Source organism: Mesorhizobium sp. M1004 (genome assembly GCF_040318795.1).
Lineage (GTDB): Bacteria > Pseudomonadota > Alphaproteobacteria > Rhizobiales > Rhizobiaceae > Mesorhizobium.
Genome location: NZ_JAMYNB010000006.1, coordinates 302,204 through 327,081 on the forward strand (window position 1 = coordinate 302,204; position 24,878 = coordinate 327,081).

Annotated in this window: 25 protein-coding genes; 17 read left to right on the top strand and 8 right to left on the bottom strand. The window is 63.8% G+C overall.

Annotation, left to right across the window (positions count from 1 at the left end; translation table 11 throughout):
* Positions 1-37: 37 nt before the first annotated feature.
* Entirely contained in the window at positions 38-262 is a 225-nt protein-coding gene (locus NKH54_RS15415) for a hypothetical protein (RefSeq protein WP_023673483.1), read from the bottom strand.
* Between the two features lie 397 nt (positions 263-659).
* On the opposite strand from NKH54_RS15415, the gene NKH54_RS15420 reads away from it, so the two are divergent.
* The 7 genes from NKH54_RS15420 (at position 660) to NKH54_RS15450 (ending at position 7,223) form a co-directional block, all read left to right on the top strand.
* Positions 660-1,667, top strand: coding sequence for an aldo/keto reductase (locus NKH54_RS15420; protein ID WP_023743907.1), 1,008 nt, complete (start codon positions 660-662; stop codon positions 1,665-1,667).
* 406 nt (positions 1,668-2,073) lie between these two features.
* Positions 2,074-3,021: a substrate-binding domain-containing protein gene (locus NKH54_RS15425; RefSeq protein ID WP_353028504.1), complete on the top strand. Its 948-nt coding sequence runs from the start codon at positions 2,074-2,076 to the stop codon at positions 3,019-3,021.
* Positions 3,022-3,192: 171 nt separating this feature from the next.
* Complete coding sequence (locus NKH54_RS15430; RefSeq protein WP_502907525.1) at positions 3,193-4,824, top strand: sugar ABC transporter ATP-binding protein; 1,632 nt, start codon at positions 3,193-3,195, stop codon at positions 4,822-4,824.
* Entirely contained in the window at positions 4,821-5,837 is a 1,017-nt protein-coding gene (locus tag NKH54_RS15435; RefSeq protein WP_023673479.1) for an ABC transporter permease, read from the top strand. Before NKH54_RS15430 ends, NKH54_RS15435 begins: the two co-directional genes overlap by 4 nt.
* A 244-nt stretch (positions 5,838-6,081) precedes the next feature.
* The gene (locus NKH54_RS15440; RefSeq protein WP_352760286.1) at positions 6,082-6,303 is read left to right on the top strand and encodes a type II toxin-antitoxin system RelE/ParE family toxin; all 222 of its coding nucleotides are present in this window, start codon (positions 6,082-6,084) and stop codon (positions 6,301-6,303) included.
* Positions 6,303-6,692, top strand: a complete 390-nt coding sequence (locus NKH54_RS15445; RefSeq protein ID WP_023693789.1) for a helix-turn-helix domain-containing protein — start codon at positions 6,303-6,305, stop codon at positions 6,690-6,692. Before NKH54_RS15440 ends, NKH54_RS15445 begins: the two co-directional genes overlap by 1 nt.
* A gap of 33 nt (positions 6,693-6,725) precedes the next feature.
* Complete coding sequence (locus NKH54_RS15450) at positions 6,726-7,223, top strand: GNAT family N-acetyltransferase (RefSeq protein ID WP_353028505.1); 498 nt, start codon at positions 6,726-6,728, stop codon at positions 7,221-7,223.
* 30 nt (positions 7,224-7,253) lie between these two features.
* Here NKH54_RS15450 and NKH54_RS15455 read toward each other — a convergent pair whose 3' ends face one another.
* Positions 7,254-7,502 (bottom strand): hypothetical protein, encoded by a 249-nt coding sequence (locus tag NKH54_RS15455; RefSeq protein ID WP_031201948.1) that lies wholly within the window; start codon positions 7,500-7,502, stop codon positions 7,254-7,256.
* 145 nt (positions 7,503-7,647) lie between these two features.
* Positions 7,648-8,277 (bottom strand): glutathione S-transferase family protein, encoded by a 630-nt coding sequence (locus NKH54_RS15460; protein ID WP_353028506.1) that lies wholly within the window; start codon positions 8,275-8,277, stop codon positions 7,648-7,650.
* Positions 8,278-8,486: 209 nt separating this feature from the next.
* On the opposite strand from NKH54_RS15460, the gene NKH54_RS15465 reads away from it, so the two are divergent.
* From NKH54_RS15465 to NKH54_RS15495, 7 genes are all read left to right on the top strand, one after another.
* Complete coding sequence (locus NKH54_RS15465) at positions 8,487-9,473, top strand: tagatose kinase (protein WP_353028507.1); 987 nt, start codon at positions 8,487-8,489, stop codon at positions 9,471-9,473.
* Positions 9,470-10,747, top strand: coding sequence for a D-tagatose-bisphosphate aldolase, class II, non-catalytic subunit (locus NKH54_RS15470; RefSeq protein WP_023821235.1), 1,278 nt, complete (start codon positions 9,470-9,472; stop codon positions 10,745-10,747). Before NKH54_RS15465 ends, NKH54_RS15470 begins: the two co-directional genes overlap by 4 nt.
* Before the next feature lie 52 nt (positions 10,748-10,799).
* The gene (locus NKH54_RS15475; protein ID WP_023673473.1) at positions 10,800-11,390 is read left to right on the top strand and encodes a DUF922 domain-containing Zn-dependent protease; all 591 of its coding nucleotides are present in this window, start codon (positions 10,800-10,802) and stop codon (positions 11,388-11,390) included.
* A 194-nt stretch (positions 11,391-11,584) separates the two neighbouring features.
* Entirely contained in the window at positions 11,585-12,670 is a 1,086-nt protein-coding gene (locus NKH54_RS15480) for an ABC transporter ATP-binding protein (RefSeq protein ID WP_353028508.1), read from the top strand.
* Between the two features lie 39 nt (positions 12,671-12,709).
* The gene (locus NKH54_RS15485; protein WP_023693796.1) at positions 12,710-14,035 is read left to right on the top strand and encodes an ABC transporter substrate-binding protein; all 1,326 of its coding nucleotides are present in this window, start codon (positions 12,710-12,712) and stop codon (positions 14,033-14,035) included.
* A 141-nt stretch (positions 14,036-14,176) separates the two neighbouring features.
* Positions 14,177-15,076, top strand: a complete 900-nt coding sequence (locus NKH54_RS15490; protein WP_460221873.1) for a carbohydrate ABC transporter permease — start codon at positions 14,177-14,179, stop codon at positions 15,074-15,076.
* A 1-nt stretch (position 15,077) separates the two neighbouring features.
* A complete protein-coding gene (locus tag NKH54_RS15495) occupies positions 15,078-15,980 on the top strand; it encodes a carbohydrate ABC transporter permease (RefSeq protein ID WP_353028509.1) in 903 nt (300 codons plus the stop codon).
* A 31-nt stretch (positions 15,981-16,011) separates the two neighbouring features.
* Here NKH54_RS15495 and NKH54_RS15500 read toward each other — a convergent pair whose 3' ends face one another.
* Entirely contained in the window at positions 16,012-16,716 is a 705-nt protein-coding gene (locus NKH54_RS15500; RefSeq protein WP_023673468.1) for an SDR family oxidoreductase, read from the bottom strand.
* A gap of 117 nt (positions 16,717-16,833) precedes the next feature.
* On the opposite strand from NKH54_RS15500, the gene gcvA reads away from it, so the two are divergent.
* Entirely contained in the window at positions 16,834-17,733 is a 900-nt protein-coding gene (gcvA, locus tag NKH54_RS15505) for a transcriptional regulator GcvA (protein WP_353028510.1), read from the top strand.
* Between the two features lie 57 nt (positions 17,734-17,790).
* Here the strand turns inward: gcvA and NKH54_RS15510 are convergent, their stop codons facing one another.
* Both NKH54_RS15510 and NKH54_RS15515 read right to left on the bottom strand, forming a co-directional pair.
* Positions 17,791-18,894, bottom strand: a complete 1,104-nt coding sequence (locus NKH54_RS15510; RefSeq protein WP_023699144.1) for a flavin-containing monooxygenase — start codon at positions 18,892-18,894, stop codon at positions 17,791-17,793.
* A 450-nt stretch (positions 18,895-19,344) separates the two neighbouring features.
* Positions 19,345-19,761: a winged helix-turn-helix transcriptional regulator gene (locus NKH54_RS15515; RefSeq protein WP_023703095.1), complete on the bottom strand. Its 417-nt coding sequence runs from the start codon at positions 19,759-19,761 to the stop codon at positions 19,345-19,347.
* A 132-nt stretch (positions 19,762-19,893) separates the two neighbouring features.
* Between NKH54_RS15515 and NKH54_RS15520 the strand changes: the two genes are divergently transcribed.
* Positions 19,894-20,481, top strand: coding sequence for a dihydrofolate reductase family protein (locus tag NKH54_RS15520; RefSeq protein ID WP_353028511.1), 588 nt, complete (start codon positions 19,894-19,896; stop codon positions 20,479-20,481).
* A 95-nt stretch (positions 20,482-20,576) separates the two neighbouring features.
* On the opposite strand, the gene NKH54_RS15525 is transcribed toward NKH54_RS15520, so the two are convergent.
* On the bottom strand, positions 20,577-21,005 hold the full coding sequence (locus NKH54_RS15525) for a VOC family protein (protein ID WP_155923302.1): 429 nt from the start codon (positions 21,003-21,005) through the stop codon (positions 20,577-20,579).
* Between the two features lie 246 nt (positions 21,006-21,251).
* On the opposite strand from NKH54_RS15525, the gene NKH54_RS15530 reads away from it, so the two are divergent.
* Entirely contained in the window at positions 21,252-22,460 is a 1,209-nt protein-coding gene (locus NKH54_RS15530; protein WP_353028512.1) for an MFS transporter, read from the top strand.
* A 30-nt stretch (positions 22,461-22,490) separates the two neighbouring features.
* Here the strand turns inward: NKH54_RS15530 and NKH54_RS15535 are convergent, their stop codons facing one another.
* A complete protein-coding gene (locus NKH54_RS15535) occupies positions 22,491-24,785 on the bottom strand; it encodes a cation:proton antiporter domain-containing protein (RefSeq protein ID WP_353028513.1) in 2,295 nt (764 codons plus the stop codon).
* Between the last annotated feature and the right edge of the window lie 93 nt (positions 24,786-24,878).

The following is a 24,878-nucleotide window of genomic DNA, read 5'->3' on the forward strand; positions in this document are numbered from 1 at the left end:
ATTTCCCAGCGCGGTGCGAAGAATGTGGAGATCACGCTCAATCGTCTGAGGCGGGCGTCAGGTCTAGCTCGGCCGGGGACAGCCCTTGCTGGAGCTGGCTCAGCCGGAACTCGTCGACCCAGTAGGCCTCGCCGTCGACCAGCACGCGGGCCGAGTAGACGCCGCCGGAAAAGCTTTGCGCGGTGACGTAGACCTTGTGGCGGTCGAGCGCCTTGCGCACCGCGGCGCGCTTGGAATTCTGGCTGGTGACGGAACTGGCCATGGCTCACTCATACACAAGACCGCAAGACATGGCGGCGGCATAAGGATGCTGGAGATCGGCCGCTCTGTCAATTTTGACCGCCTGCTTCTGGCAGCGCTACGATCCGACGGCAGCAAAAAACCGCTGCGCCTCGGCAGCGGACTTTGCAATGGCGACGACAATATTCGGTTAGTGGTCCGAAGGAATTATGAGCGCGGTGACGCGCGAGAGCTGCTGACGCCGGTTCCGCGTCGGCTTCTCGTAGATCTTCTTCATTGGTATCCCATGTTCCCCAATGGCCGCCGGCAAAGGCGCTTGCGGCTGGGTTTTGTCAAGGGAAGCGCTGTTCTTCCGCCGAACAGCTTGGAAACTGGAGGAGCGGCCGCTATAGTTTTCCTCAGCCCCAAGGAGAACGGCAATGACCCTCAGCACCCGCAAACTCGGCAGCCAGGGGCTGCAGGTCTCGGTGATCGGCCTCGGCTGCATGGGCATGAGCCAGTCCTACGGCCCTGCCGACGAGGCGGAATCGATCGCCACCCTGCACCGCGCCATCGAACTCGGCTGTACCTTCCTCGACACGGCGGAAGTCTACGGCGCCTATGCCAATGAAGAGCTGCTCGGGCGGGCGCTGAAGGGCCGGCGCGATGAGGTGACCCTTGCCACCAAATTCGGCTTCCGCATCGAAAACGGCAGACAGGTCGGCACGGAGCGTGACAGCCGGCCCGACCATATCCGCGAGGCGCTGGAGGGCTCGCTGAAGCGGCTCGGCACCGACCATATCGACCTTTACTACCAGCATCGCGTCGATCCGGCCGTGCCGATGGAAGACGTCGCCGGCACGATCGGCCGGCTCGTCGCCGAGGGCAAGGTGCGCTTCTTCGGCCTGTCGGAGGCTGGTGCGGCCAACATCGGCCGCGCACATGCCGTGCATCCGGTCTCGGCGCTGCAGAGCGAGTATTCGCTGTGGGAGCGCAATCTGGAGCCGGAAATCATCCCGCTGCTCAAAAAGCTCGGCATCGGCCTGGTGCCGTTCGCGCCGCTCGGCCGCGGTTTCCTCGCCGGCGATGTCAAGCGCGCCGAGGATTATCCGGAAGGCGATTTTCGGCGCGGCGACCCCCGCTACCAGGGCGCCAACTACGACGCCAATGTCGCGGCAGCGGCTGCGGTGCAAGAGGTGGCTGCGGCCAAAGGGGTAAAGCCCGCACAGATCGCGCTGGCCTGGGTGCTCGGCAAGGGCGACGGCTTCGGCATCGACATCGTGCCGATCCCGGGGACAAAGCGGCGCAAGTATCTGGAGGAAAATGTCGCTGCCGCAGCGATCACGCTCGAAGCCGCCGAGATGGCTGCGCTCGACGCGGCACTCGCGCCGGGCAAGGTCTCAGGGCCGCGCTACAATGAGCGGGTGATGACGACCATCGACAGGTAGAGGCGTCTAAGCTGCCAATTTCCCCCCTCGTGGGGGAGATGCCTGGTAAGGCAGAGGGGGCGCGAAGGATCGCCCGCATCAAGTATTCTGCGTAGGGGTTAGCTCAAAGATGTAAGTGAAATTGGCCAATGTCGGCGGGACAGCGCCCCCCTCTGTCCTGCCGGACATCTCCCCCACAAGCGGGGAGATTAGCAGTTTCAGCCCCTCGCCTCACCTTGCGTAATCGATTTTCCTTGGCTAGCATCCTCGGGTCGGCGCCGTGCGGAGGAGAACGTTGCGGCGGACCGGCTGGAGCGCCTCGCGTCCCCTCGGGGCGTTCACAGGACACTCCATTTTTGAATTGACGCAAGGACCGTCCCGAGCCGCTCCCGGTTTCGGGCTCCTGCGTTCATGTGGAGGATATCTGATGAACAGACGCGAATTCCTGTTGTCGACCGTGGCGACCGGCGCCATGGCGCTGGCCGCGCCCATGGCCTTTGCCGCCGACAAACTGACCATATTGGGCTCGGTGCCCAATCTCGGCTTTCCGTTCTTTGTGCACATGCTGAACGAGATCAAGGCGGAGGCGCAGGCGCAAGGCGTCAATCTGACCGAGAGCGACGGCCAGAACTCGGCGCCGAAGCAGACCGCCGACATCGAGGCCGCACTTGTGCAGAAGGTCAACGCCATCGTGATTTCGCCGCTTGACGTCAACGCGCTGGCGCCGGCGATCGAGGAAGCGGTCAAGGCCGGGGTTCCCGTGGTCACCATCGACCGCCGCGTTGACGGCGTCGAGGGCATTCTGGCCCATGTCGGCGCCGACAATGTCAAGGGCGGCGAGGCCGAGGCGCAGGCCATGGTGGCGGCGTTCCCCAACGGCGCCAAGCTGTTCCATTTGCAGGGCCAGCCGGGTGCCGGGCCAGCGATCGACCGCAACAAAGGCGTCCACAATGTGCTCGATACGCTCAAGGACAAGTACCAGATCATCTTCGAGCAGACCGCTAATTTCGCCCGCGCCGAAGCGCTGTCGGTGACCGAGGCCGGGCTTGCCGCCAACGGCAAGCCGGACGCCATCATCTGCGCCAATGACGACATGGCGCTCGGCGCGCTCGAAGCCTGTGCCGCGCGCAACTTCACCGACGTCAAGATCTACGGCTTCGACGCGCTGCCGGAAGCGCTGGTCGCCGTGCGCGACGGCAAGCTCGCCGGCACTGTCGAACAGTTCCCCGGCGAACAGTCGCGCAAGGCGGTGCAGATCGCGGTCGCCTTCGCCAGGGACAAGACCGAGCCGAAGGAGAAGCTGGTGCTGTTGACGCCGATCGTCATCGGCAAGGACAATCTCGACAAGGCGGAGAGGTTGAACGAGACGAAGTGAGAGTAGGGCCCATGACGGGTGGAGGTCGCGCGCTGTCGCGCCCCCCTCTGTCCTGCCGGACATCTCCCCCACTTGGGGGGAGATTGGCCGTCACGTCTGCTTTCGCCAATCGCCAACGTTATAGAAATAGTGCTGCCGGCAAAACTGCTGATCTCCCCCCGTGTGGGGGAGATGTCCGGCAGGACAGAGGGGGGCGCTGTCCCGCTGCCTATCGCAATCCGGGAGCAATGCTTGTCCGCCGTTGAACCCACCGCATCATCGCCCCCGCTCCTTTCCGTCGAAGGCGTGACCAAGCATTTTTCCGGCGTCACCGCGCTCATCGACGTTTCGCTCGAGGTGCGGCCCAGTGAGATCCTTGGCCTGCTCGGCGAGAACGGCGCCGGCAAGTCGACGCTGTTGAAAATCCTGTCCGGCGTGATGCCGCCGTCAAGCGGCCGCATCGTCTTCGACGGCGCCGACTACGCGCCGTCCAGTCCGCAGGATGCGAAGCGGCATGGCATCGTCACCATCTATCAGGAACTGAGCCTGATCCCGACGCTGACGGTTGCGGAAAACATTTTCATCGGCCGTGCGCCGCTCGGGCCGCTCGGGCTGGTCAGCTGGCGCAGGATGGAGGACGCCTCGCGCGCGATCATCGCCCGCGTCGGTCTCGACATCGATCCGGCGACGCCGGTGTCCTCGCTGTCGGTGGCCGAACAGCAGCTGGTCGAAATCGCCCGCGCTCTGTCGCTGGAAAGCCGCCTGATCATCATGGACGAGCCGACCTCGGCGCTGACCGAGACCGAGGTGCAGAAACTGATGTCGATCATGGACAGGCTGCGCAAGGACGGTGTCGCCATCATGTTCGTCACCCACCGGCTGGAGGAAGCGTCCGCCATTTGCGACCGCATGACCGTGCTGCGGGATGGCAGGCTGGCCGGTCATCTCGACCGTGACGGCCAGCCGATCCAGATCCCGAAGATCATCGAGAAGATGGTCGGCCGCGCCGCCTCCGAGCTCTACGCGCGGCCGACGCAGCGCGATGTCGCCGGCGAGGTCAGGCTCTCGGTGCGCGGGCTGCGGACGGTACGCGACCCGTTGGCGCCGCATGCCATCGTACTCGAAGGCGTCAACCTCGATCTGAAGGCCGGCGAAATCCTCGGCGTTGCCGGCCTCGTTGGTTCCGGCCGCACCGAGCTTGCCCGCGCCATTTTCGGCGCCGACCGCATCGCCGCCGGCACGATTGCGCTCGACGGTAAGCCGATCGCCCCGGCCTCCCCCGCAGACGCCATCAAACTCGGCATCGGGCTGGTGCCGGAAGACCGCAAGCACCAGGCGATCTTTGCAGCACTGGGCATTCTCAACAATTTCTCGATCGCCTCGCTCGGCCGCTACAGCAATGGGGCCGGCTTCATGGCCGAACGGCGCGAGCGCGAGGCGCTGGCCGGCTATCGCAAGGCACTGTCGATCCGCATGGCCTCGCCCGACCAGGCGATCGAGGGCCTGTCCGGCGGCAACCAGCAAAAAGTCATCCTGGCCCGCTGGCTGGCGCGCGACCCGAAAGTACTGATCGTCGACGAGCCGACGCGCGGCGTCGATGTCGGCGCCAAGGCCGAAGTGCACCAGATCCTGGTCCAGTTGGCTGCGCGCGGCATCGCCATCATGATGATCTCGTCGGAACTGCCGGAAGTGCTGGCGGTGTCGGATCGCATCGTCACCATGCGGCGCGGCCGTATCACCGGCGAAATGCCGGGCATCGAAGCGACCGAGGAAAAACTGATGGAACTGATGGCGCTCGACCGCAAGCAGGACGCAATGCAATGACCAGCACCACCGAACAGACCCAGCGCAGCGGCATCAACATCGCGCGGCTTCTGATGAGTTTTGGGCCGCTGATGTTCCTGGCGGTGTTGATCGTCATCTTCACCGTGCTGAAGCCGAGCTTCATCGATCCAATCAACCTGTTCAACATTTTGAGGCAGATCTCGATCACCGGGCTGATCGCGCTTGGCATGACTTTCGTCATCCTCACTGCCGGCATCGACCTGTCGGTCGGCTCGCTGCTCGCCTTCTGCGGCATGGTGGCGGCGGTGGTGGCCAAGGGCGGCACCGCCAACACGCTGTCGCTGTCGACCACGGGCACGCAAGGATATGGCTGGTTCGCCGCCTTGCTTGCCGCCGTCATCGTCGGGGCGCTGGCCGGCGGCGTCCAGGGCTTTGCCATCACCAGGCTGAAAGTGCCGCCCTTCGTCGTCACGCTGGGTGGTCTCACAGTGTTTCGCGGCCTGACGCTGACCATCTCCAATGGCGGACCGATCTCCGGCTTCGACGCCTCGATGCGCTGGTTCGGCACCGGGCTCATCGGACCGGTGCCGGTGCCGGCGATCATCTTCGCGGTGGCGGCCATCCTGTGCCACATCGTGCTGCGCTATACGCGCTATGGCCGCGCCGTCTATGCCGTCGGCGGCAATGCCGAGGCCGCGCGCCTTTCGGGCCTGCGCGTCGACCGCATTCTGATCTCGGTCTATGTCATCGTCGGCTTCTTCGCCGGGCTGGCCGCCTTCGTTTTGTCAGCACGGCTCAACTCCTCCGAAGCCGTGGCCGGCATCGGCTACGAGCTTACGGTGATTTCGGCCGTGGTCATCGGCGGCACCTCGCTATTCGGCGGCATCGGCTCGGTCGGCGGCACGGTGGTGGGCGCAGCACTCATCGGCGTGCTGCAGAACGGGCTACAGTTCAACAATGTCTCTTCCTACACACAAAGCATCGTCATCGGCCTGATCCTGATCCTGGCCGTGGCCTTCGATCGTTGGCTGAAGTCGCGGGTGAGGCGGTGAGGATTTCGGCACACCGAGATAATGTCGTCCATGACATTCACTTGACATTATATAAGGTGAAAGCTATTTTTAATGACATGGATTGTGGAATTCGATGATGACTTCAGAACGGAATTCTCCAAGCTGAAGGACGACGTAAAGGTCGAAATCCGTGCTTTGGCAAATGTTCTGAAGCACTGGGTCCGTCTTATGGCAGGCCGAGGGTCGATACGCTGAACGACTCAAGGCACGCGAACATGAAGGAATGCGGTTCGATGCTGCTGATGGCGTGTGGAGAGTGGCGTTCGCGTTCGATCCTGAGAGAAAGGCCATTTTCCTTGTTGCGGGAGGTAAATCGGGCGTCAACGAGAAGCGCTTCTACAAGAAGCTGATCGAGATCGCCGATAGGAGGTTCGACGTCCATTTAAAGCGCGTGAAAGAGGGGCAGAAAACTGCCAAGGAAGGGCACAAGAAGGAGAAGAAGTGATGGCCATTTCCGCCGATGACGTATTTGCCGAAACGATGTCTCCCGAACTGATCAAGGCGTCCGACCTCCGTACCAGGGAGCTGCTTGAGGAGTTTGAAACCCTTCAGCAGCTTCGCAAGGCTCGGGCACTTACACAGGAGCATGTCGGCCGCAAGTTGGGCAAGAAACAGGTCTCCGTTGCCCAGCTCGAAAAGCGCTCGGATTTTCTTCTGTCGACCTTGCGCGGCTACGTTAAGGCTCTCGGGGGCGAACTCGACCTTGTCGTCAGATTCAAGGACCATGCTCCGGTGGTGTTGGCAGGATTGGGTGATGTACGTCTCGCAGAAACGTCGCGCAGCCCAGATCGCACCAAGACGACGAAGAAGCAGATCGCGCGTCGTGCAGCTTGATTGCCGGCGCGAGCTTGGCATGATGGCACAGCCATGACCGAGATCAGAACCATGACCGCAAAGGACGTGCCGTCGGTGTCGCGGCTGCTGGGAGACTCCTGGCGGCGCACCTATTCGCCGATCCTGGGACCCGAGACCACGGCACGCCTCTCGGACGACAAGCATGCGCCCGAGCGGCTGGCAGCCGAACTTCTGGACGACAACAAGATGTCGTTCGTGGCCGAACGGCCGGACGGTTCGATCGCCGGCTACGCGATGGCGGCGATGGACGATCGTGGCGATGTCCTGCTCGGCCGGCTGCACATCGACAAGTCAGAGTTCGGCAGCGGGCTCGCCACCGACCTGCTGCACGCGGTGCTTGTCGCGCATGCCGGCATCCCCAGCATTGCGCTGGAAGTGATCGAGGGCAACGACCAGGCGATCGCCTTCTATCGCAAGCACGGTTTCGAGGTGGTCGAACACCGCCCGGCCGCGCACGGCGTTGGCGGCCACGCCTCGCTGATCATGCGCCGGCTGCTGTCGAGAGCATGAAGTGAATGGGAAACCGCGGTAGTCAGGGCCCTACTGCCCTAACCCCTGCGCCGCCACAGCCTGTGGACCGTCCTCGTCGTCCGGCATATCGAGGAGTTCGATCAGCCGCGCCACCTTCGTTCCCGGCAAGGGGCGGCCCTCGTTGACCAGCGCCTCGTCGGCACCGAGCCAGGCGAACGCCTCGCGCAGTTCTTGAAGGGTGGCGCCGGTCAGCGCGATGTCGGCTATGACCGCCTCGTCTACCGGTCCCAACACCGAAATGATGTCGTCGCGTGTCATGGTCACCTCCATGCTAAGTGCCGGCAGGTCGTCGAGTTGACGCCGGGATCCGGCCATCCAGTCAACGGATTGCGAGCGAAAGCCGCCGACAAAGCAGAATCTGGGTCTTCTTTTCGACTAAGCAAGGTGAACGCGCCTTTTGCCTTCAAGCAGCCGAATGCCGATCGATGCTGTAGAGATGCACGGGATAGCCGGGACCGATGGCGTCGCGTACCCGGCCCGTCCAGGCACGAACCGCCGGATAAGCCGCCAGCGCAAAGCCGCAATCTTCGGTACGGTGGCCGTAGGCATAGACAGCAATGTCGGCGATGGTGAGCATGTCGCCGACAAGGAACGGCGTGTCGTTCAGGCTGCGCTCCAGCGCTGCCAGCGTGCGGGCGCCGGCTTCGCGCTTGGCCGGAAGCATCGCCTGGTTGCGCTCCAGCCTTCCGGCCAGCGTCCAGAAGCGCAGGGAGCCGATGACCGGCTCGACATGGTACGGTTCGAAGAACAGCCATTGCATAATTTTCGCGCTGACATAGCGATCCGCCGGCAGCAAGGGCGTGCCTTCGGCAAGATAAATGAGGATCGCATTCGATTCGGCGATTGCACGGCCATCCTCGAGTTCGGGCACAGGAACGGCGCCGGCCGGGTTGAGCTTCAGGAAAGCGTCGGTGTGGCTCTCGCCCTCGAAAATCGACACCAGGCGGCTTTCATAGGGAATGTTGAGCAGGCCGAGCACGACCCTCGCCTTCCAACCGTTTTGCGACGGCAAATAATCATGAAGCGTGAGCATGGCTGTCCTTTCGCTGCGGTCGACGCCTGATTTGCACGGTGCCACGATCCCAGCCACCCGAATCCTGCAATGTGTACGCGCAGAATAAGTAAACTATACGCATGTAAAGTTTTATTGACTTCGCCCTATGTGCGATTTACCCGATAAACATTTGTGCCGAACAACTGCGCGAGCAAGCAATCAGTCTGTGACAAGGAGGAATCGCAAGCATGAGCCTTTCGCGCCGCAGCGAAATCGCCGCCGAGGCCGCGGGGCCAACTATTGTCGCCGGCGAAATCCTGGTCGAGATCATGGCGACGGAACTGGGTTTCGGCTTCCTCGAGCCGCAAACGCTCGTCGGGCCATTCCCCAGCGGTGCGCCGGCGATCTTCATCGATCAGGTTGCGCGGCTGGGGGGCGGCGCCGGCATTATCGGCTGCGTCGGCCGCGACGATTTCGGCACGCTCAACCTGGACAGGCTGGAGCTCGACGGCGTCGACGTCTCAGCCGTCGATATCAGCGACCGCTTCCCAACGGGATGCGCCTTCGTGCGCTACCGGCCCGATGGTATCAGGGACTTCGTCTACAACATCGCCGAATCCGCCGCCGGGCAGATCCACCTGACCACTGCTGCGCGCCTGCTGGCGGACAGGGCCGGCCATCTGCATATCATGGGATCGACGCTGTCGGTGGCAGGGCTGAAGGAGATCGTCAGCCACGCAGTGCAGGCGGTTCGTGCCCGCGGCGGCTCGACCTCATTCGACCCGAATGTGCGCAAGGAGCTGATCGACGGCTCCGACGGCGCACTGTTTTCCGCACTCATCGACGACGCCGACCTGCTGCTGCCGTCCGGCGACGAATTGCTCGCTACGGCGGGCGTCGATGACGAGCATCAGGCGGTGGCGGCGCTGTTTGCCAGGGGCGTCGGCGAGATCGTGCTGAAGCGCGGTGCTGACGGATCTTCCTGGTTCGGCGCCGAGGGCGCCAGGACCGACTGCGCCGGTTTTCAGGTCGAGGAAGTCGACCCGACGGGCGCCGGCGATTGTTTCGGCGCCACTTACCTGACCTGCCGGCGCCAGGGGATGGAGCCCGGCAAGGCGCTGCTTTATGCCAATGCCGCCGGCGCCCGCAACGTCACCCGGCGCGGCCCGATGGAAGGCACCGCCGGCTTCGATGCGCTTGACCAATTCATCAAGGGAACAGCGAGACGGACATGAGCGCCAACCCGCTTGCAGGCCTCGCCAGCGCGCGCAAAAACGGCTCGCCCTACGGCATCACCTCGATCTGCTCCGCGCATCCGCTGGTGATCCAGACGGCGATCAGGCGCGCCGTTGCCGACAGGGAGAAGAACCTGCTGATTGAGGCAACCTGCAATCAGGTCAACCAGTTCGGCGGCTATACCGGAATGACCCCGGCGCTGTTCGTCGCCTTCGTGCTGGAGATTGCCTGCCGCGAGGGGCTGGAAGCCTCGCGCATCATCTTCGGCGGCGACCATCTGGGACCGAACCCGTGGCGCGCAGAGCCGGCGGCGCAGGCGATGGACAAGGCCGAGGCCATGGTCGGCGCCTATATCGCGGCCGGCTTCACCAAGATCCATCTCGACGCATCGATGGGCTGCGCCGGCGAGCCGGCGGCGCTTGACGACGAGACCATCGCCACCCGGGCGGCGCGGCTGGCAAAGGCGGCCGAAACGGGCGCGCACGCCGCAGGCAGCACCTTGCCGGTCTACATCATCGGCACCGAAGTTCCCGCCCCCGGCGGCGTCGACCATGCGATCAGCGAGTTGAAGCCGACCGAGGCGGCGGCGGCGCGGCGCACGATCGAGGTTCACCGGGAGATCTTTGCCCGCGAAGGCCTGACCGAGGCGTTCAGCCGCGTCATGGCCGTGGTGGTGCAGCCGGGCGTGGAATTCGGCAGCCAGAATGTCGTCGCCTACGCGCCCGAAAAATCCAAGGGCCTGACCGGCTTGCTCGATGAGCAGCCGTCGCTCGTCTACGAGGCGCATTCGACCGACTACCAGACCCGTGCGGCTTTGACCGCGCTGGTCGCAAACGGCTTTCCTATCCTCAAGGTCGGCCCCGGCCTGACCTTCGCCTTGCGCGAGGCGCTTTACGGGCTCGACCTGATCGCCTCCGAAATGGCCAGGGACTATGGCGACCGGTCGCTCGCCCGGACCATGGAAAGCGCGATGCTGGCAGCCCCCGGCCATTGGCACAGCCACTATCATGGCAATGAAGCAGAGCTCTATGTGCAGCGGCATTACAGCTACAGCGACCGCATCCGCTATTATTGGAGCAACCCCACCGCTGTCGCGGCCGTCGAGCGCCTGCGCAAGGCGCTGGACGACGTTGCCATTCCCGAAACGCTGATGCGGCAATTCCTGCCGGCGCTGCCGGCCGAACTCGGGCCGGCGGGCAATCCCGAGGCTATCCTTCTCGAAGCTGTCGATCAGGTGCTGGCCGACTATGACGCGGCCTGCCGTGGGACCTGAGTGCATTGCGCCGGGTTGATCTTTGCCTCAGCCCAGTGTCTCTGACGTTTCCATGAAACCAGCCATGTTCTTTCTCCTGTTCGCGGCCTCCCTGCTGGCGTCGCCGGCACGCGCCGACTGGAAGCCGGTCGAAAAGGTCGAGACCTACGCCATCGCAGGGCGGACCGGCCCGGAACTCTATGCCGCGATCGGCGAAGCCGGCCCCTTGCTCGGCAAGGGTCGGGTCATTGCGCACACCAATTTCAAGCTGACCTGGACCAGGGACTACAGGCCGCAAGGCGACGCCTGCGTGCTCAAATCGGCGCGCCCGAAACTGATCATCACCTACACCTTGCCGAAGCCGGCCGAACCGTTGCCGGCTTCCGTCCAGAAGAACTGGACGGTGTTCATCGCCGGGCTCGCCGCCCACGAGAGAGTGCATGGCGCAGCCATCGCCGAGATGGTGCGCAAGATCGAGGCGGTGAGCGTCGGCCTGACCGTTACTGATGACCCCGCCTGCAGCAAGATCAGAACCGAGCTGACGAGGCAACTCGCCCAGATCTCGCTGGCTCAGCGGCAGGCGAGCCGCGACTTCGACCGGGTCGAATTCGGCCCCGGCGGAAACCTGCAGAAGCTGGTGCTGGCTTTTGTGAATGGGGGGTAGTTTGCCGGCGAACCGGTCATTGCGCCGGTGTTCCGAACGACAAGAGCACCGGCCGCATGGCCGCTTTACAGGCAGGCTTGGTAGCGCTACCGTCTGATCGTCACGCGACCTGTTGGGGGAATGGGAGACGGTCGCGAGGCGGGAGAGGAGCGGTTTCCTTCGGGGCGTCGCAAGAAGCATTCGGGAGGAGATCGATGGCGTCTGTCGCGATCGGCGATGTTTACAAATCGTTCGGTACCGTCGAGGTCCTGCATGGCGTCAGTGTGGATATCGACGACGGCGAATTCGTCACGCTGGTCGGCCCGTCGGGTTGCGGAAAATCGACCCTTCTCAGGATGATCGCCGGCCTGGAAAAGATTTCTCGGGGCGAGATCGCGATCGGGGATCGGGTCGTCAACAACGTTGCGCCGAAAGAGCGCGACGTTGCCATGGTGTTCCAGAACTACGCGCTCTACCCGCACATGACGGTCGCCGAGAACATGGCGTTCTCGCTCATGCTCAAAGGTGTTTCGAAGGCCGATTGCGCTACCAGCATTCAGCGCGCCGCCGAAATCCTCGGGCTGGTGCCATTGCTGACGCGATATCCGCGCCAGCTTTCCGGCGGCCAGCGCCAGCGCGTCGCCATGGGCCGGGCGATCGTGCGCGATCCACAGGTTTTCCTGTTCGACGAACCGCTCTCCAATCTCGACGCCAAGCTCAGGGTGCAGATGCGCGCCGAGATCAAGGAACTGCACCAGCGGCTCAAGACGACCACAGTCTATGTCACCCACGACCAGATCGAGGCCATGACCATGGCCGACAAGATCGTCGTCATGCATGACGGCATCGTCGAACAGATCGGACCGCCGCTGGAGCTCTACGACAGGCCAAACAATCTCTTCGTCGCCAGTTTCATCGGCTCGCCCGCCATGAACCTGATCAAGGGCGAGATCGTCACCGACGGGTCTCCGTCCTTTCGCGGCGCCGGGGGAATTTCCGTGCCGCTGGCCGGCGCGCCGGCCGTTGGCAACGGTCATCCGGTGGTGCTGGGAATACGGCCCGAGCATTTGCGGCTATCGTCAGCCCAAGGCATTCCAGTCACCGTCGCGGTGGTCGAGCCGACCGGGTCGGAAGTGCAGATCATCGGCCGCACCGCCGGCGGCGACGAGATCGTCGCCAATTTCCGCGAACGCCATGCCTTAACACCGGGCGAATCCATACGGCTCTCTGCCGCGCCTGGCCTGATTCATCTCTTTGACGGCACGACCGGAACACGATTTGAAACGCGTAACGGATGGTAAGGACCGCATAGCAAGGAAGATAAACCGGAGGAGACGACCATGAAATTCACGAGACGCGATGTAATCCGCACGACCGCAGGTGCCGCGGCGGGAGCTCTGGGAAGCCGGTTCGTCGGCTCGCCGGCTTTTGCCCAGGAGGGCTTGAAATACAAGCCCGAGGAAGGCGCAAAGCTGCGGCTGCTGCGCTGGTCGCCCTTCGTCAAGGGCGATGAGGATCAATGGCTGGCCAACACCAAGCGCTTCACCGAGGCGACAGGTGTCGAGGTTCGTGTCGACAAGGAAAGCTGGGAGGACATTCGCCCCAAGGCAGCGGTCGCGGCCAATGTCGGTTCCGGCCCGGACCTCATGTTCGTCTGGTTCGACGACCCGCATCAATATCCCGACAAGCTGCACGACGTGACCGAGCTCGGCGAGTATCTGGGCTCGAAATATGGCGGCTGGCACGACGGACCAAAGCAATATGCGACGCGGGACGGCAAGTTCGTCGGCCTGCCGCTGGCCACGATCGGCAATGCCATCGTCTATCGCGAAAGCTGGGTGAAGGAGGCCGGCTTCTCCGAATTTCCGAAGGACACGGCAGGCTTCCTCGAGCTTTGCAAGGCGTTGCAGGCGAAGGGACATCCGGCCGGCTTCACGCACGGCCACGGCGTCGGCGACGGCAACAATTACGCGCACTGGCTGCTGTGGAGCCATGGCGGCCAGATGGTCGACGAGAGCGGCAAGGTGGCGATCAACAGCCCCGAGACGCTAAAGGCGATCGGATACGCGCAGGAACTCTACAAGACCTTCATTCCCGGGACCGAAAGCTGGCTCGACGTCAATAACAACCGCGCCTTCCTGGCCGGCGAACTCGGCGTCATCGCCAACGGCATTTCCGCCTACAATACGGCCAAGATCAACAAGGACAACGATCCGAAGCTGGCTGAGATCGCCAAGGACATCCGCACCACCAACCTGCCGATCGGTCCCGTCGGGAAATCGGTCGAACTGTTCCAGGTGACCACCGCCGTCATCTTCAACTACACGCCCTACCCCAATGCGGCCAAGGCCTATCTGCAGTTCATGTTCGAGGATCCGCAGATGACCGACTGGATCACCTCCTCGGCGGGCTATTGCTGCCAGACGCTGAAGGCCTTCGACAACAATCCAGTGTGGACGGCCGACCCGAACAATGCCGCCTATGCCAAGGCCTCGGCGACGCTGCGCCCCAACGGCTATGCCGGGCCGCTCGGCTATGCCTCGGCGGCGACCATGGCCGACTATGTCCTGGTCGACATGTTTGCCAAGGCGGTGACCGGCCAGGCGACGCCGCAGGAGGCGATGGAGGAGGCGGAGAAGCGCGCCAACCGCTACTACCGCGTTTGATCACGGCACCGCCGAGCAGCGTCTAGTGCGCTGCCCGGCCCGTCGCACAATCCCATGGCGGCCGTTGACGCCGTGACCTGATTCCCCGATGAGGAGCCCTCCATGGCCGTGCCGTCCGTTGCCGCCCAGCCGCGTCCGTCGATGCTTTCGCGGATCTCCGAAAGCCGCAACGCGCTGGGCTTCGGCTTCATGCTGCCGGCGGCGGCGCTGCTGCTGGTCTTCCTGACCTATCCGCTCGGGCTGGGCGTCTGGCTCGGTTTCACCGATGCCCGGATCGGCCGCCCCGGCATCTTCATCGGCGTCGAGAATTATCAGTACCTTTGGAATGACACCGTCTTCTGGCTCTCCGTCTTCAACACGCTGCTCTACACGGTCAGCGCCTCGATCCTGAAGTTCGTGCTCGGCCTGTGGCTGGCGCTCATCCTCAATGAAAACCTGCCGTTCAAATCGTTCTTCCGCGCGATAGTCCTGCTGCCGTGGGTGGTGCCCACCGTACTGTCAGCCATCGCCTTCTGGTGGATCTACGATTCGCAGTTCTCGATCCTGTCCTGGGCGCTGCAGCAAATGGGCCTGATCGACCACCGCATCAATTTCCTCGGCGATCCGGAGAATGCGCGCGCTTCGGTTATCGCCGCCAACGTCTGGCGCGGCATTCCTTTCGTCGCCATCACGCTGCTCGCCGGCCTGCAGACCATTCCGCAGTCGCTCTACGAGGCGGCCACGCTCGACGGCGCCAGTCGCTGGCAGTTGTTTCGTTATGTGACTCTGCCGCTGCTGACGCCGATCATCGCCATCACCATGACCTTCTCGGTGCTGTTCACTTTCACCGATTTCCAGCTGATCTACGTGCTGACCCGGGGCGGACCGGTGAATGCCACGCATCTGATGGCGACATTGTCTTTCCAGCGCGGCATTTCCGGCGGCCAGCTTGGCGAGGGCGCGGCCATCGCGGTGGCCATGATCCCGTTCCTGCTGGCGGCGATCCTGTTCAGCTATTTCGGCCTGCAACGCCGCAAATGGCAACAAGGCGGCGGAGACTGACATGGTCAAGACGGCCGCGACAAGGAAGGCGAAACGTGGGGATATCAACGAAGGCGGCATGGGCTACCTGCAGAGCCTGCCGCGCCGCGTGGTGACGGTCTATCTGCCGCTGCTGGTGTTCGTCTTCGTGCTTTTGTTTCCGTTTTACTGGATGACGATCACGGCGGTTAAACCCAATCTCGAAATGACCGACTATGCGCAGTTCAATCCGTTCTGGGTGGTGCATCCGACATTGGAGCACATCCGCTATCTCCTGTTCGAGACCTCCTATCCGGGCTGGCTGCTCAACACGATCATCATCTCGACCGCCGCTACGTTCCTGTCGCTGCTGGCGTCGGTGTTCGCCGCCTATGCGATCGAGCGGTTGCGCTTTTCCGGGGCGCGGCAGGTCGGCCTCGGCATCTTCCTCGCCTATCTGGTGCCGCCCTCGATCCTGTTCATTCCGCTGTCGGTGATGGTGTTCAACCTCGGGCTCTACGACACGCCCTTCGCGCTCATCCTTACCTATCCGACCTTCCTGGTGCCGTTCTGCACGTGGCTGTTGATGGGCTACTTCCGCTCCATCCCGTTCGAACTGGAAGAATGCGCGCTGATAGACGGAGCGAGCCGGTGGCAGATCCTCACCAAGATCGTGCTGCCGCTGTCGGTGCCGGGCCTGATCTCCGCCGGCATATTCGCCTTCACCCTGTCATGGAACGAGTTCATCTATGCGCTGACATTCATCCAGTCCTCGGAAAACAAGACCGTGCCGGTGGGTGTGCTGACCGAGTTGGTGCGCTCCGACGTCTACGAATGGGGGGCGCTGATGGCGGGAGCGCTGATCGGCTCGCTGCCGGTGGTGGTGCTCTATTCGTTCTTCGTCGAGCACTATGTCTCGTCGATGACCGGCGCGGTGAAGGAGTGACGCGCCGGCTCACGCAAGGCGACCGGCGCGGTCAGATCGCGCCGATGATGCCGCCGTCGACGCGGATGTTCTGGCCGGTGATGTAGCCCGCACCTTCGGAAGCGAGGAAGGCGATGGTCGCGGCGATCTCCTCCGACGTGCCGTAGCGCTGCATCGGCACGCTGTCGCGGCGCTCCTCGGTGGCCGGCAGGCTGTCGATCCAGCCGGGCAGCACATTGTTCATGCGCACATTGTCGGCGGCGTAGGTGTTGGCGAAGATCTTGGTGTAGGCGGCAAGCCCGGCGCGGAACACGGCGGATGTCGGGAACATCGGGCTCGGCTCGACCACCCAGGCGGTCGAGATGTTGATGATGGCGCCAGCCCTCTGCTTGACCATCTGCGGCGCCACGATGCGCACCGGCCGGATGACGTTCATCAGATAGACGTCGAGACCGGTGTGCCACTGCTCGTCGGTGATTTCGAGGATCGGCGCGCGTGGCCCGTGGCCACCGCTGTTGACCAGCACGTCGATGCGGCCAAAGCGCTCGAGCGTCAGATCCGCGAGCCGCTGCAGATCGTCATTCGACTGGTTGGAGCCGGTGACGCCGAGGCCGCCAAGCTCCTTGGCCAGAGCCTCGCCCTTGCCGGAGGACGACAGGATCGCGACCTTGAACCCGTCCGCCGCCAGCCGCTTGGCCGCCGCCGCGCCCATACCGCTGCCACCGGCGACGACGACTGCTACTTTTTCTACACTCATTTTTCTCTCCTTGGGGTTTTGCGGCGTGTGTCTCGCGACTTCAAAGGATGATATAGCCGGTCTTGCCATCTGGTTCGAACCAGAAAGCCTGAAATCAAGCTGTAGAAAAACTCCTGCATGCCCGAAGCCTTCCTGAGCCTGCCGCCGTTGAATGCGCTGCGTGCCTTCGAAGCCGCCGCGCGTCATCTCAACTTCCGCATCGCCGCGCAGGAGCTGAACGTGACGCAAGGGGCGGTGGCGCAGCATATACGCGGGCTGGAGGCGGATCTCGGCGCAAAGCTGTTCGACCGGCTGCCGCGCGGCCTGGCGCTGACCGATGAGGGACGTGCCTATGCGCCGAACATTCGCCGCGCCTTCGAGCTGATCTCCAAGGCAACGCTGCTGTTGCGGCCCGAGCCGGCGCGGCTGACGATCAGCGTCACGCCGAGCTTTGCCACCAAATGGCTGATCCCCAAACTGCCGGAGTTCGTCGCCCACAACCCGCTCGTCGATTTGCGCATCCTGGCCAGCCAAAGCCTGTCGAGTTTTCAGGCCGATGGCGTCGACATTGCGGTCAGGCAAGGCCGCCTGCCCTCCGGCGCCGGCCTGATGGTGGATCTTTTGTTTCCACAGCAGATCATCGCCATCTGCAGCCCTGCCCTGCTGCCGACCGGCGCGAACGAGATCGCGGCGGCCGATATCCAGCATCACGTCCTGCTGCACGACTCGCACAATCTGTGGCCGGAATTCATGGAGAGAGTACTCGGCCTGAGGATGGCCACCGAGGCCAAACGCATGCGCTTCAACCAGACAGGCCTCGCGATCGACGCCGCCATTGCCGGCCAGGGCATCGCGCTGGCCAGCCGGTTTCTCGTATCCGCCGACATTGCCGCCGGCCGGCTGGTGCAGCCGATCAACGCGGAGATGCGGGGGACGCACGATTTCTATGTCGTGATGCCGCGCAAGCAACGGCACCCAGAACCGACGCAAGCCGTGCGGCAATGGCTGCTGGATGAGGGCGATGCGGCGCGGCTGTGATGGATAGCCGATCTCCCCGCAAGGCGGGAGATCCGCAGCTTGGCCGACGCCGCCCCTTCAGCCTCGCCGAGCAATGTCGGCCGCCACTGCCTTCGCCTCGCGTCCAATTTCCCTGAGCAGACCGGTGACCGGATTGTAGAAGCCGACGAGGTAGAGGCCGAGTTGCGAGGCGCGGGCGTTGACGCCACTGCGCTCCGGCTGCAATTCCACGGGCAGAAACTTTTCGTAGCCCGGGCGATAGCCGGTGGCGAGGATGACGGCGTCGAAATTTTCCTGACTGCCGTCGGTGAACGCAGCGCTGCGCTCGGTGAAGCCCGCTATGTCGGGCGCGATCTTGATGGCGCCTTTGGTGATGGCGTCGACCGTGCCGACGTCGATGACCGGGATGCGGCCGACTTCGTCGATCTGTTGCAGGATGCCCTGCTTCGGCCTGACGATGCCGTATTTCTCGAGCTTGCCCAGCGCGAAATCGAGGATGATCGGAAACATCCAGTCGTTCAGCGCCTGCGGCATTGGCCGGCTGGCGATGCCGACCATCTGGATCGGCACGCCAAACAGCTGGCGCGGCACGATGTGGACGCCCTTGCGCACCGAAATGGTCGGACGCGCGCCACTTTCCGCCAAGTCGAGCGCGATCTCGGCGCCGGTGTTGCCCATGCCGACGATCAGCACCGAGCGGCCGGCAAAAGGCGCCGCTTGCGTATAGTCGGCGCTGTGCAGCACCTCGCCCTTGAAAGCCTCGATGGCAGGGAGCCGGGGGATGATCGGCTCGGCATTGTTACCGCTGGCGATAACGACATGGCGCGCCTTGAGGTTGTCCGATCCTGTCTCGACCAGAAAACCGCCGTCCCCGAGGCGAATGGCTTTCACCGTCACACCGAAGCGCGGGCGCAGATCGAATTTTTCCGCGTAGTCGTCGAGATAGCGGACCACCATTTCGCGCGGCACGTAGCGCGGATAGTTTTTGGGAAAGGGCAGGAACGGCAGCGACGAGAACGACTTGACCGTATGCAGATGCAGCCGCCGATAGTGCCGCCGCCAGGCGGGCGCGATCTCCTGCGATTTTTCGAGCAGGATGAAATCCACTCCTGCCCGCTTCAGGCAGGCACCGACCGCAAGGCCGGCGGGCCCGGCGCCGACAATAACGACAGTGGTGTCCAAGCGATTCTCCTCCCGCTAGCTCCTTAGGCTACGCGTAGAAGCGCAGGCGGGACAAGGCGCGCCTCACCTTCTCCCCTTGTTGGAGAAGGTGGATCGGCGCGCTAGCGCCGAGACGCCTTCGCATCGCGGCGCGCACGCTGCGCATCCTGTCCGGTCTCGGCTCACCCCCGGTGACGAATGTCTATCCCGGCAATCGCCCCATGCTGTCGGACGGGCTGCCTGTCGCCGGCCGCACCGCGACCGAAGAGCTCTACGTGCATGGCGCATGGCCCAATCGGCATGCATGCCGCCCCCGCCACCGCGCGCTGGCTGGAAGAGGCCGTGGTTCGGGCGATGGCAATCCGAAGCAGACATGGCTCCGGCCACAGCGATTTGCGGGATGGGAAGGGTGAGGCTGCGCGACGTCGTGTCGATCTAGCCCGCCACCAGCGCGAAGGGAGGCGTTCCTCCCTAGCCGACATGCTCGGCGCGCAGCTTCTTCTTTATCTGCTCGAGCGCTGCCTCGCCGCCCCTCGCCAGTTCATCGGCGATCCTTGCCAGCTTGTCATCGGCGTTGCGGTATTTGCTGCCCCAGGCGCCGAGCGTCGCCAGCACCGGCAACAGGTCGATGCCCGCCTCCGTCAGCTTGTAGATCGCCTTGAGCTTGTGCGTGGGGTCGTCGCTTCTGGTGACGATGCCCTCATCCTGCAAGGTCTGCAGCCGCTCGGCCAGGGTGCGCGACGAGATGCCTTCGCCTGATAGCAGAAACTCCCGGAAGTGCCTTTTTCCGGCGAAAATCATGTCGCGGATGATCAGCAGCGTCCAGCGGTCACCGAGCAATTCGAGCGATAGGCTGATGGGACAGCCGGATCTTTCCCTGGTCGACATTTAAATGCTTCCATTTTTAAATCACTTTACTATTGACATCATTTTTCACTCATGTCAATGGTTCCGAAAGTAAAGCAATAACCAACGCCGCCTGACCTGGCGCTGGTGACACCAGAGCTCAGGAGAACGACGATGAGAAAACTGATCCTGCAGATACAGATATCGGTCGACGGTTTTGTCGGCGCGGCCGGCGATGAGCACTGGCAGCTCTGGGAATGGGGCGCCAACTGCCCGTGGGACGACGACTTGAAGCAGGATTTCAACGCGGTGTTCGCCGGCATCGACACCATTCTGCTCAGCCGCAAGATGGCCGAAGAAGGCTATCTAACCCATTGGGGCAATGCGGCAAAAAACTATCCGCGCGATCCCTTCTACGCCTTTGCGCAGCGCATCGTCGAGGCGCGCAAGGTGGTGCTGAGCGACAAGCTCGCGGCATCGCGGTGGGAGCGCACGACGCTTGCCAGCGGCGACCTGCCGCGCGAGGTCAAGGCGCTGAAAGCTGAAGGTGAAGGCGACATGGCGGTGTTCGGCGGCGCCGGCTTTGCCTCGGCGCTGATTGCAGCGGGACTGGTCGATGAGTTCCAGCTGTTCATCAATCCGGCCGCGCTGGGCGACGGCGAGCGGATTTTCGACCGTGGCGGCTTCCGGAAATTGCGCCTGCTCGGCTCTAAAGCCTATGCCTGCGGAATGGTGGTGAACCGCTACGCGCCGCCAATGTGAAGCAGTTCAGCGATTGAATCCGTGGACCGCTTCAACTCTTTGTTTTTACGAGAACTCCGGACGGATCACCGCAACCCGCTCCTCGTGAACCTGCGCTAGAAATTGATCTCGACCGAAGCGGCACTTCGCTTTGCCGGCCCGTGAAACACCGCCTCGATGTTGTTGCCGTCGGGGTCGAGCAGGAAGGCGGCGTAATAGCCGGGGTGGTAGGGCCGCTCACCCGGCGCGCCATTGTCGGCCCCGCCGGCATCGAGGCCGGCCCTGTAGAAGGCATCGACCATGGCGTTATCCCTGGCCTGGAAGGCCAGATGATGGCGCCCGGTCAGTTGTCCCCTCGCCGCCCGGCTGTCGAGGCTTGAGATGAACAGCTCGTCGGCCCAGAAATAGTCCTCGGCCTCGCCGCCGATCGGAATGCCGAGCATCTTGAAGACGGCTTCATAGAAGCGCCGGCTCGCCGCGAGGTCCCTGACCACCAGCTGGACGTGGTCGATGAGGCGGCCGCGATGCAGTTCCATGAGCGATATCTCCCGTCGCGAGACCACAAAGCTAGTGCCGCGGAGCGGCTCGTCAATTCGGCAGTCTATCTTGTCGGCGCGCTTGGCAGCCTTACACCCTGCTTTTGTCATATCCGGATGGACTTCCACGCAGACCGGATAAAAAATGCGACCGGATTGTCGGATTCGAAATCCCGCCAACGTCCTTCGGACGCAAGCGGCGCAACGGAGCTGGAGCGAGTGGCGCCGCATCGAAACCGATCTCGGGAGAAGAGCATGAACAATTCCTACCGTTGGGTGATCGTCGCGTGCGGCGCGCTGATGACCTGTGTGGCGCTCGGCGCGATGTTTTCGCTGGCGATCTTCCTCGAGCCGATGGCGCTCGACACCAACTGGTCGCGAACCGGCATTTCCAGCGCCATGACGCTGAATTTCTTGGTGATGGGTGCAGGCGGTTTCGCCTGGGGCGCCATCTATGACCGTGTCGGCGCCCGCCCGGTGGTTTTTGCCGGCGCGGTGCTGCTCGGCCTGTCGCTGGTGGTGGCGAGCCGAGCCCAATCGCTGCTAGTCTTCCAGCTGAGCTATGGCGTCATCGTCGGGCTGGCGGCCAGCGCCTTCTTCGCGCCGATGATCGCGCTGACCACCGCCTGGTTCGAGACCCATCGCAGCCTGGCCGTGTCGCTGGTCTCGGCCGGCATGGGCGTGGCGCCGATGACCATTTCACCCTTCGCGCGCTGGCTGATCACCGCCTACGACTGGCGTACCGCCATGTTCGATATCGGCATCATGGCCTGGGTGCTGTTGCTGCCGGCCGTCTTCCTGGTGCGCCAGCCGTCGACGGCGGTCGCGGCAGCGGATGGCAGCGCGCCCGCGCCTGCCGCGGCCCCCGGCATGTCAGTCGGCCAGGCGCTGCGCTCGCCGCAATTCCTGGTGCTGGGCATGACCTTCTTCGCCTGCTGCGCAGCGCATTCGGGGCCGATCTTCCACATGGTGAGCTATGCCATGTCGTGCGGCGTGGCGCCGATGGCAGCCGTGTCGATCTACAGCGTCGAGGGCCTTGCCGGCCTTGGCGGGCGCGTGCTCTACGGCGTGCTCGGCGACAGGTTGGGCGCCAAGCCGGTGCTGATCGTGGGCCTCGCCATCCAGGCGGTGGTGATCGCCGCCTATCTCGCCGTCGGCAATCTCGAGCAGTTCTATCTCCTGGCGATCATCTTCGGCGCCACCTATGGCGGCGTCATGCCGCTCTATGCGGTTCTGGCGCGCGACTATTTCGGGCCACGCATCATCGGCACGATGCTTGGCGCCGCGACCCTGTTGTCCAGCCTCGGCATGTCGTTCGGCCCGCTCGCCGGCGGCATGATCTTCGACGCCTATGCCAGCTATTCCTGGCTGTTCATCGGCTCGGCGCTGATCGGCCTCGGTGCTGCCGGCATCGCCATCGCCTTCCCGCCGCAGCCCGGCCGAGAGAGGCTGCAGGCGGCATGAGCGAAATTTCCCCTCGAGGGGAAATACTCATCACCCTGTCCCCGTTCCCGAGCGCAGCTCTTCCCTGCCCTCGTCGTCGCGGCTGAGCCTGGCGTCCGAGATCAGCACCACCGGGCATTGGCAGCGCTGCAGCACGCCGGTAGTCGTCTCGCCGAAGAAGAGTTCCTCGCCAGGGCGCCGCGCCACGCCCATGACGATCAGCGCCGCCCCCCTGCCGGCCTGGCGGGCAATGGCATCGGCGGCGGCGGCCCGGCTGCGGATGGCCGTCTCGATCTCGACGCCATAGCGGTCGGCTAGTGCGACGGTATCCTTCAGCACCGCCTCCCTGCGGCGATGCGAGACAGTGTCGCGCGGTTCGTCGCGGCCGACGCGCGCGACATAAAGTATCTTGACCCGCGCACCCGTGACCGCTGCAATCGCCAGCGCCATTTCTGCACCCCGGCGGGCGATCGCGGTGCCGTTGACCGGAACCAGAATCTTCCCGCCTTCAGGTCCTAGCCTTGGCATCTGGCGGCCGGCGCCGGTCGCCTTCAGCACCAGGCATAGCGGGCCCTCGAAGGCGCCGGCGATCTCGTTGATGCGGCGGGCAAACCCACCTTTCGACGTGACCGCGCGGCCGAGCCCGATCAGCAGCAGCCCATAGCCTTTGCGCGCCTCCTTGGCAACCGTTTCGGCCGAAAGCTCGGCCTCGTGGCGCCGCGTGACAGGCGCCGCGCGGGCCAGCTCCTCGTCCGAACTCCTGGCGGCCTCGCGGCTGTCCTCGGCACCCTTTTCGATCGGCTCGAGCTTCGCATCCGTGCCGGGCTCGGCCTCCTCCCCCTCGCCTCGGGCATGCAGCACCGTCGTCGGCCTGCCGGCGCCCACGACTCCTGCGAGGTAAGCAGCAAAGCGGCCGACAACGCCCTCATCGGTCACCACCAGCAGTCGTTCCAGATTGGCGATGAAGCCGCGTTGGTCGATCTCCTCGCGCTCCAGACGCTTCTTCTCGGTCTCGCCCATCGGCAAGCGGCCGAGTGCCCAACGCAAGGTCGGCGGCATGGCGAGCGTGGTGATGACGGCCATGGTCACGATCATGGTGAAAAGATTGTGCGACAGAACGCCGATCGACAGGCCAATAGAGGCGACGATGACTTCGGTCGAGCCGCGCGCGTTCATGCCGCAACCGACGGCGATGCCTTCCTTGCGGCTCAAGCCGGCAAGCTCGGCGCCGATGAAGGCGCCGGCGAATTTGCCGAAGCTGGCGATCAGCACCAAAGCGGCCGTGAGTAGCGCAAGCTCGTGGTCAACAAGCACGGTGAGATCCGCCGAAAGGCCGGCGACGCCGAAGAAAACCGGCATGAACAGCGCCATGATGACGCCGCGCAATTGCCCTTCGATATGACGCGACAGGATCGGCGATTCCCCAACCAGTATGCCGGCGACGAAGGCGCCGAGCACGGTGTGGACGCCGATCAGATCGGTGATCAGCGCCATTGCGCCCATGATGGCGAGAATGACGGTGACGACGGCGTATTCGCTGCGGAACGTATCGTTGGTCCAGCGGATGGCGTCGAAGACGATGCGGCGGCCAATCGTGAAGGAAAACCCCATGAAGGCGGCGACGCCGACAATGGTGAAGGCAAGGCTGCCGAGCTCGATGCGCCCCTTGGTGGCGATGCCGATGGTGATGGCGATGATCACCCAGCCGATCGTGTCCTCGATGATGGCCGACGAGACGATGATCTGACCGAGATCGCGGCGCATGAAGTTCATCTCGCGCACCACCATGGCGACGATCTTGACCGAGGAGATCGACAGCGCCGTGCCGAGGAAGAGACCGGCGATAATGCGCTCGGTTCCGTCGGCCAGCAGCGAGGCCGGCATGAACTGTGCGGCGGTGAAGCCGAGCGCGAAAGGCACGGCGACGCCCGCGGCGGAGATGGAAAAGCACGCACGGCCGACCCTGCGCACCAGCCGCAGATCCGTCTCCATCCCGGTGAGCAACAGAAGCATCAACACGCCGAGCTGGGCGATGGCGCTGATCATGCTCTTTTGGGTGGCGTCGCCTGAAAAGATCACGCGTTCTGCTTCCGGCAATAGCCAGCCGAGCAGCGATGGCCCGAGCAGGATGCCGCCGATGAGCTGACCCATCACCGCCGGCTGGCCGAGACGCTCCAGCAATTCGCCGATGCCGCGGCCGACGAGAAGCAGAAGGAGGATTTCGAGAACGAAAATGCCCTCGCTGGACATGCCGGTCTTTTCGGCTGCCAACGATGCGGCCGGGATGAATGCGAAAGCTGCCGCGGCAAGCGCGACCGGCCGGCGCCGGTTGACCACGAAGGACATGCACCCCCTCATCGTGCCCGGTATAACGTTTGCGGGCGAGATCGGTTGCACGCCACGCTCCCTTGGCGCGCCGCAGGTTACTCATTACCTGAA

What these genes read in the sequence shown, in the direction of transcription:
- NKH54_RS15435 (WP_023673479.1), top strand. Translation starts at nt 4,821, where the DNA reads ATGACCAGCACCACCGAACAGACCCAGCGCAGCGGCATCAACATCGCG.
- NKH54_RS15500 (WP_023673468.1), bottom strand. Translation starts at nt 16,716, where the DNA reads ATGAGTGTAGAAAAAGTAGCAGTCGTCGTCGCCGGTGGCAGCGGTATG.
- NKH54_RS15465 (WP_353028507.1), top strand. Translation starts at nt 8,487, where the DNA reads ATGAGCCTTTCGCGCCGCAGCGAAATCGCCGCCGAGGCCGCGGGGCCA.
- NKH54_RS15495 (WP_353028509.1), top strand. Translation starts at nt 15,078, where the DNA reads ATGGTCAAGACGGCCGCGACAAGGAAGGCGAAACGTGGGGATATCAAC.
- NKH54_RS15420 (WP_023743907.1), top strand. Translation starts at nt 660, where the DNA reads ATGACCCTCAGCACCCGCAAACTCGGCAGCCAGGGGCTGCAGGTCTCG.
- NKH54_RS15485 (WP_023693796.1), top strand. Translation starts at nt 12,710, where the DNA reads ATGAAATTCACGAGACGCGATGTAATCCGCACGACCGCAGGTGCCGCG.
- NKH54_RS15480 (WP_353028508.1), top strand. Translation starts at nt 11,585, where the DNA reads ATGGCGTCTGTCGCGATCGGCGATGTTTACAAATCGTTCGGTACCGTC.
- NKH54_RS15430 (WP_502907525.1), top strand. Translation starts at nt 3,193, where the DNA reads ATGTCCGGCAGGACAGAGGGGGGCGCTGTCCCGCTGCCTATCGCAATC.
- NKH54_RS15455 (WP_031201948.1), bottom strand. Translation starts at nt 7,502, where the DNA reads ATGACACGCGACGACATCATTTCGGTGTTGGGACCGGTAGACGAGGCG.
- NKH54_RS15520 (WP_353028511.1), top strand. Translation starts at nt 19,894, where the DNA reads ATGAGAAAACTGATCCTGCAGATACAGATATCGGTCGACGGTTTTGTC.
- NKH54_RS15425 (WP_353028504.1), top strand. Translation starts at nt 2,074, where the DNA reads ATGAACAGACGCGAATTCCTGTTGTCGACCGTGGCGACCGGCGCCATG.
- NKH54_RS15490 (WP_460221873.1), top strand. Translation starts at nt 14,177, where the DNA reads ATGCTTTCGCGGATCTCCGAAAGCCGCAACGCGCTGGGCTTCGGCTTC.
- NKH54_RS15470 (WP_023821235.1), top strand. Translation starts at nt 9,470, where the DNA reads ATGAGCGCCAACCCGCTTGCAGGCCTCGCCAGCGCGCGCAAAAACGGC.
- NKH54_RS15535 (WP_353028513.1), bottom strand. Translation starts at nt 24,785, where the DNA reads ATGTCCTTCGTGGTCAACCGGCGCCGGCCGGTCGCGCTTGCCGCGGCA.
- NKH54_RS15415 (WP_023673483.1), bottom strand. Translation starts at nt 262, where the DNA reads ATGGCCAGTTCCGTCACCAGCCAGAATTCCAAGCGCGCCGCGGTGCGC.
- NKH54_RS15530 (WP_353028512.1), top strand. Translation starts at nt 21,252, where the DNA reads ATGAACAATTCCTACCGTTGGGTGATCGTCGCGTGCGGCGCGCTGATG.
- NKH54_RS15515 (WP_023703095.1), bottom strand. Translation starts at nt 19,761, where the DNA reads ATGTCGACCAGGGAAAGATCCGGCTGTCCCATCAGCCTATCGCTCGAA.
- NKH54_RS15460 (WP_353028506.1), bottom strand. Translation starts at nt 8,277, where the DNA reads ATGCTCACGCTTCATGATTATTTGCCGTCGCAAAACGGTTGGAAGGCG.
- NKH54_RS15440 (WP_352760286.1), top strand. Translation starts at nt 6,082, where the DNA reads ATGCGGTTCGATGCTGCTGATGGCGTGTGGAGAGTGGCGTTCGCGTTC.
- NKH54_RS15445 (WP_023693789.1), top strand. Translation starts at nt 6,303, where the DNA reads ATGGCCATTTCCGCCGATGACGTATTTGCCGAAACGATGTCTCCCGAA.
- NKH54_RS15475 (WP_023673473.1), top strand. Translation starts at nt 10,800, where the DNA reads ATGAAACCAGCCATGTTCTTTCTCCTGTTCGCGGCCTCCCTGCTGGCG.
- NKH54_RS15450 (WP_353028505.1), top strand. Translation starts at nt 6,726, where the DNA reads ATGACCGAGATCAGAACCATGACCGCAAAGGACGTGCCGTCGGTGTCG.
- gcvA (WP_353028510.1), top strand. Translation starts at nt 16,834, where the DNA reads ATGCCCGAAGCCTTCCTGAGCCTGCCGCCGTTGAATGCGCTGCGTGCC.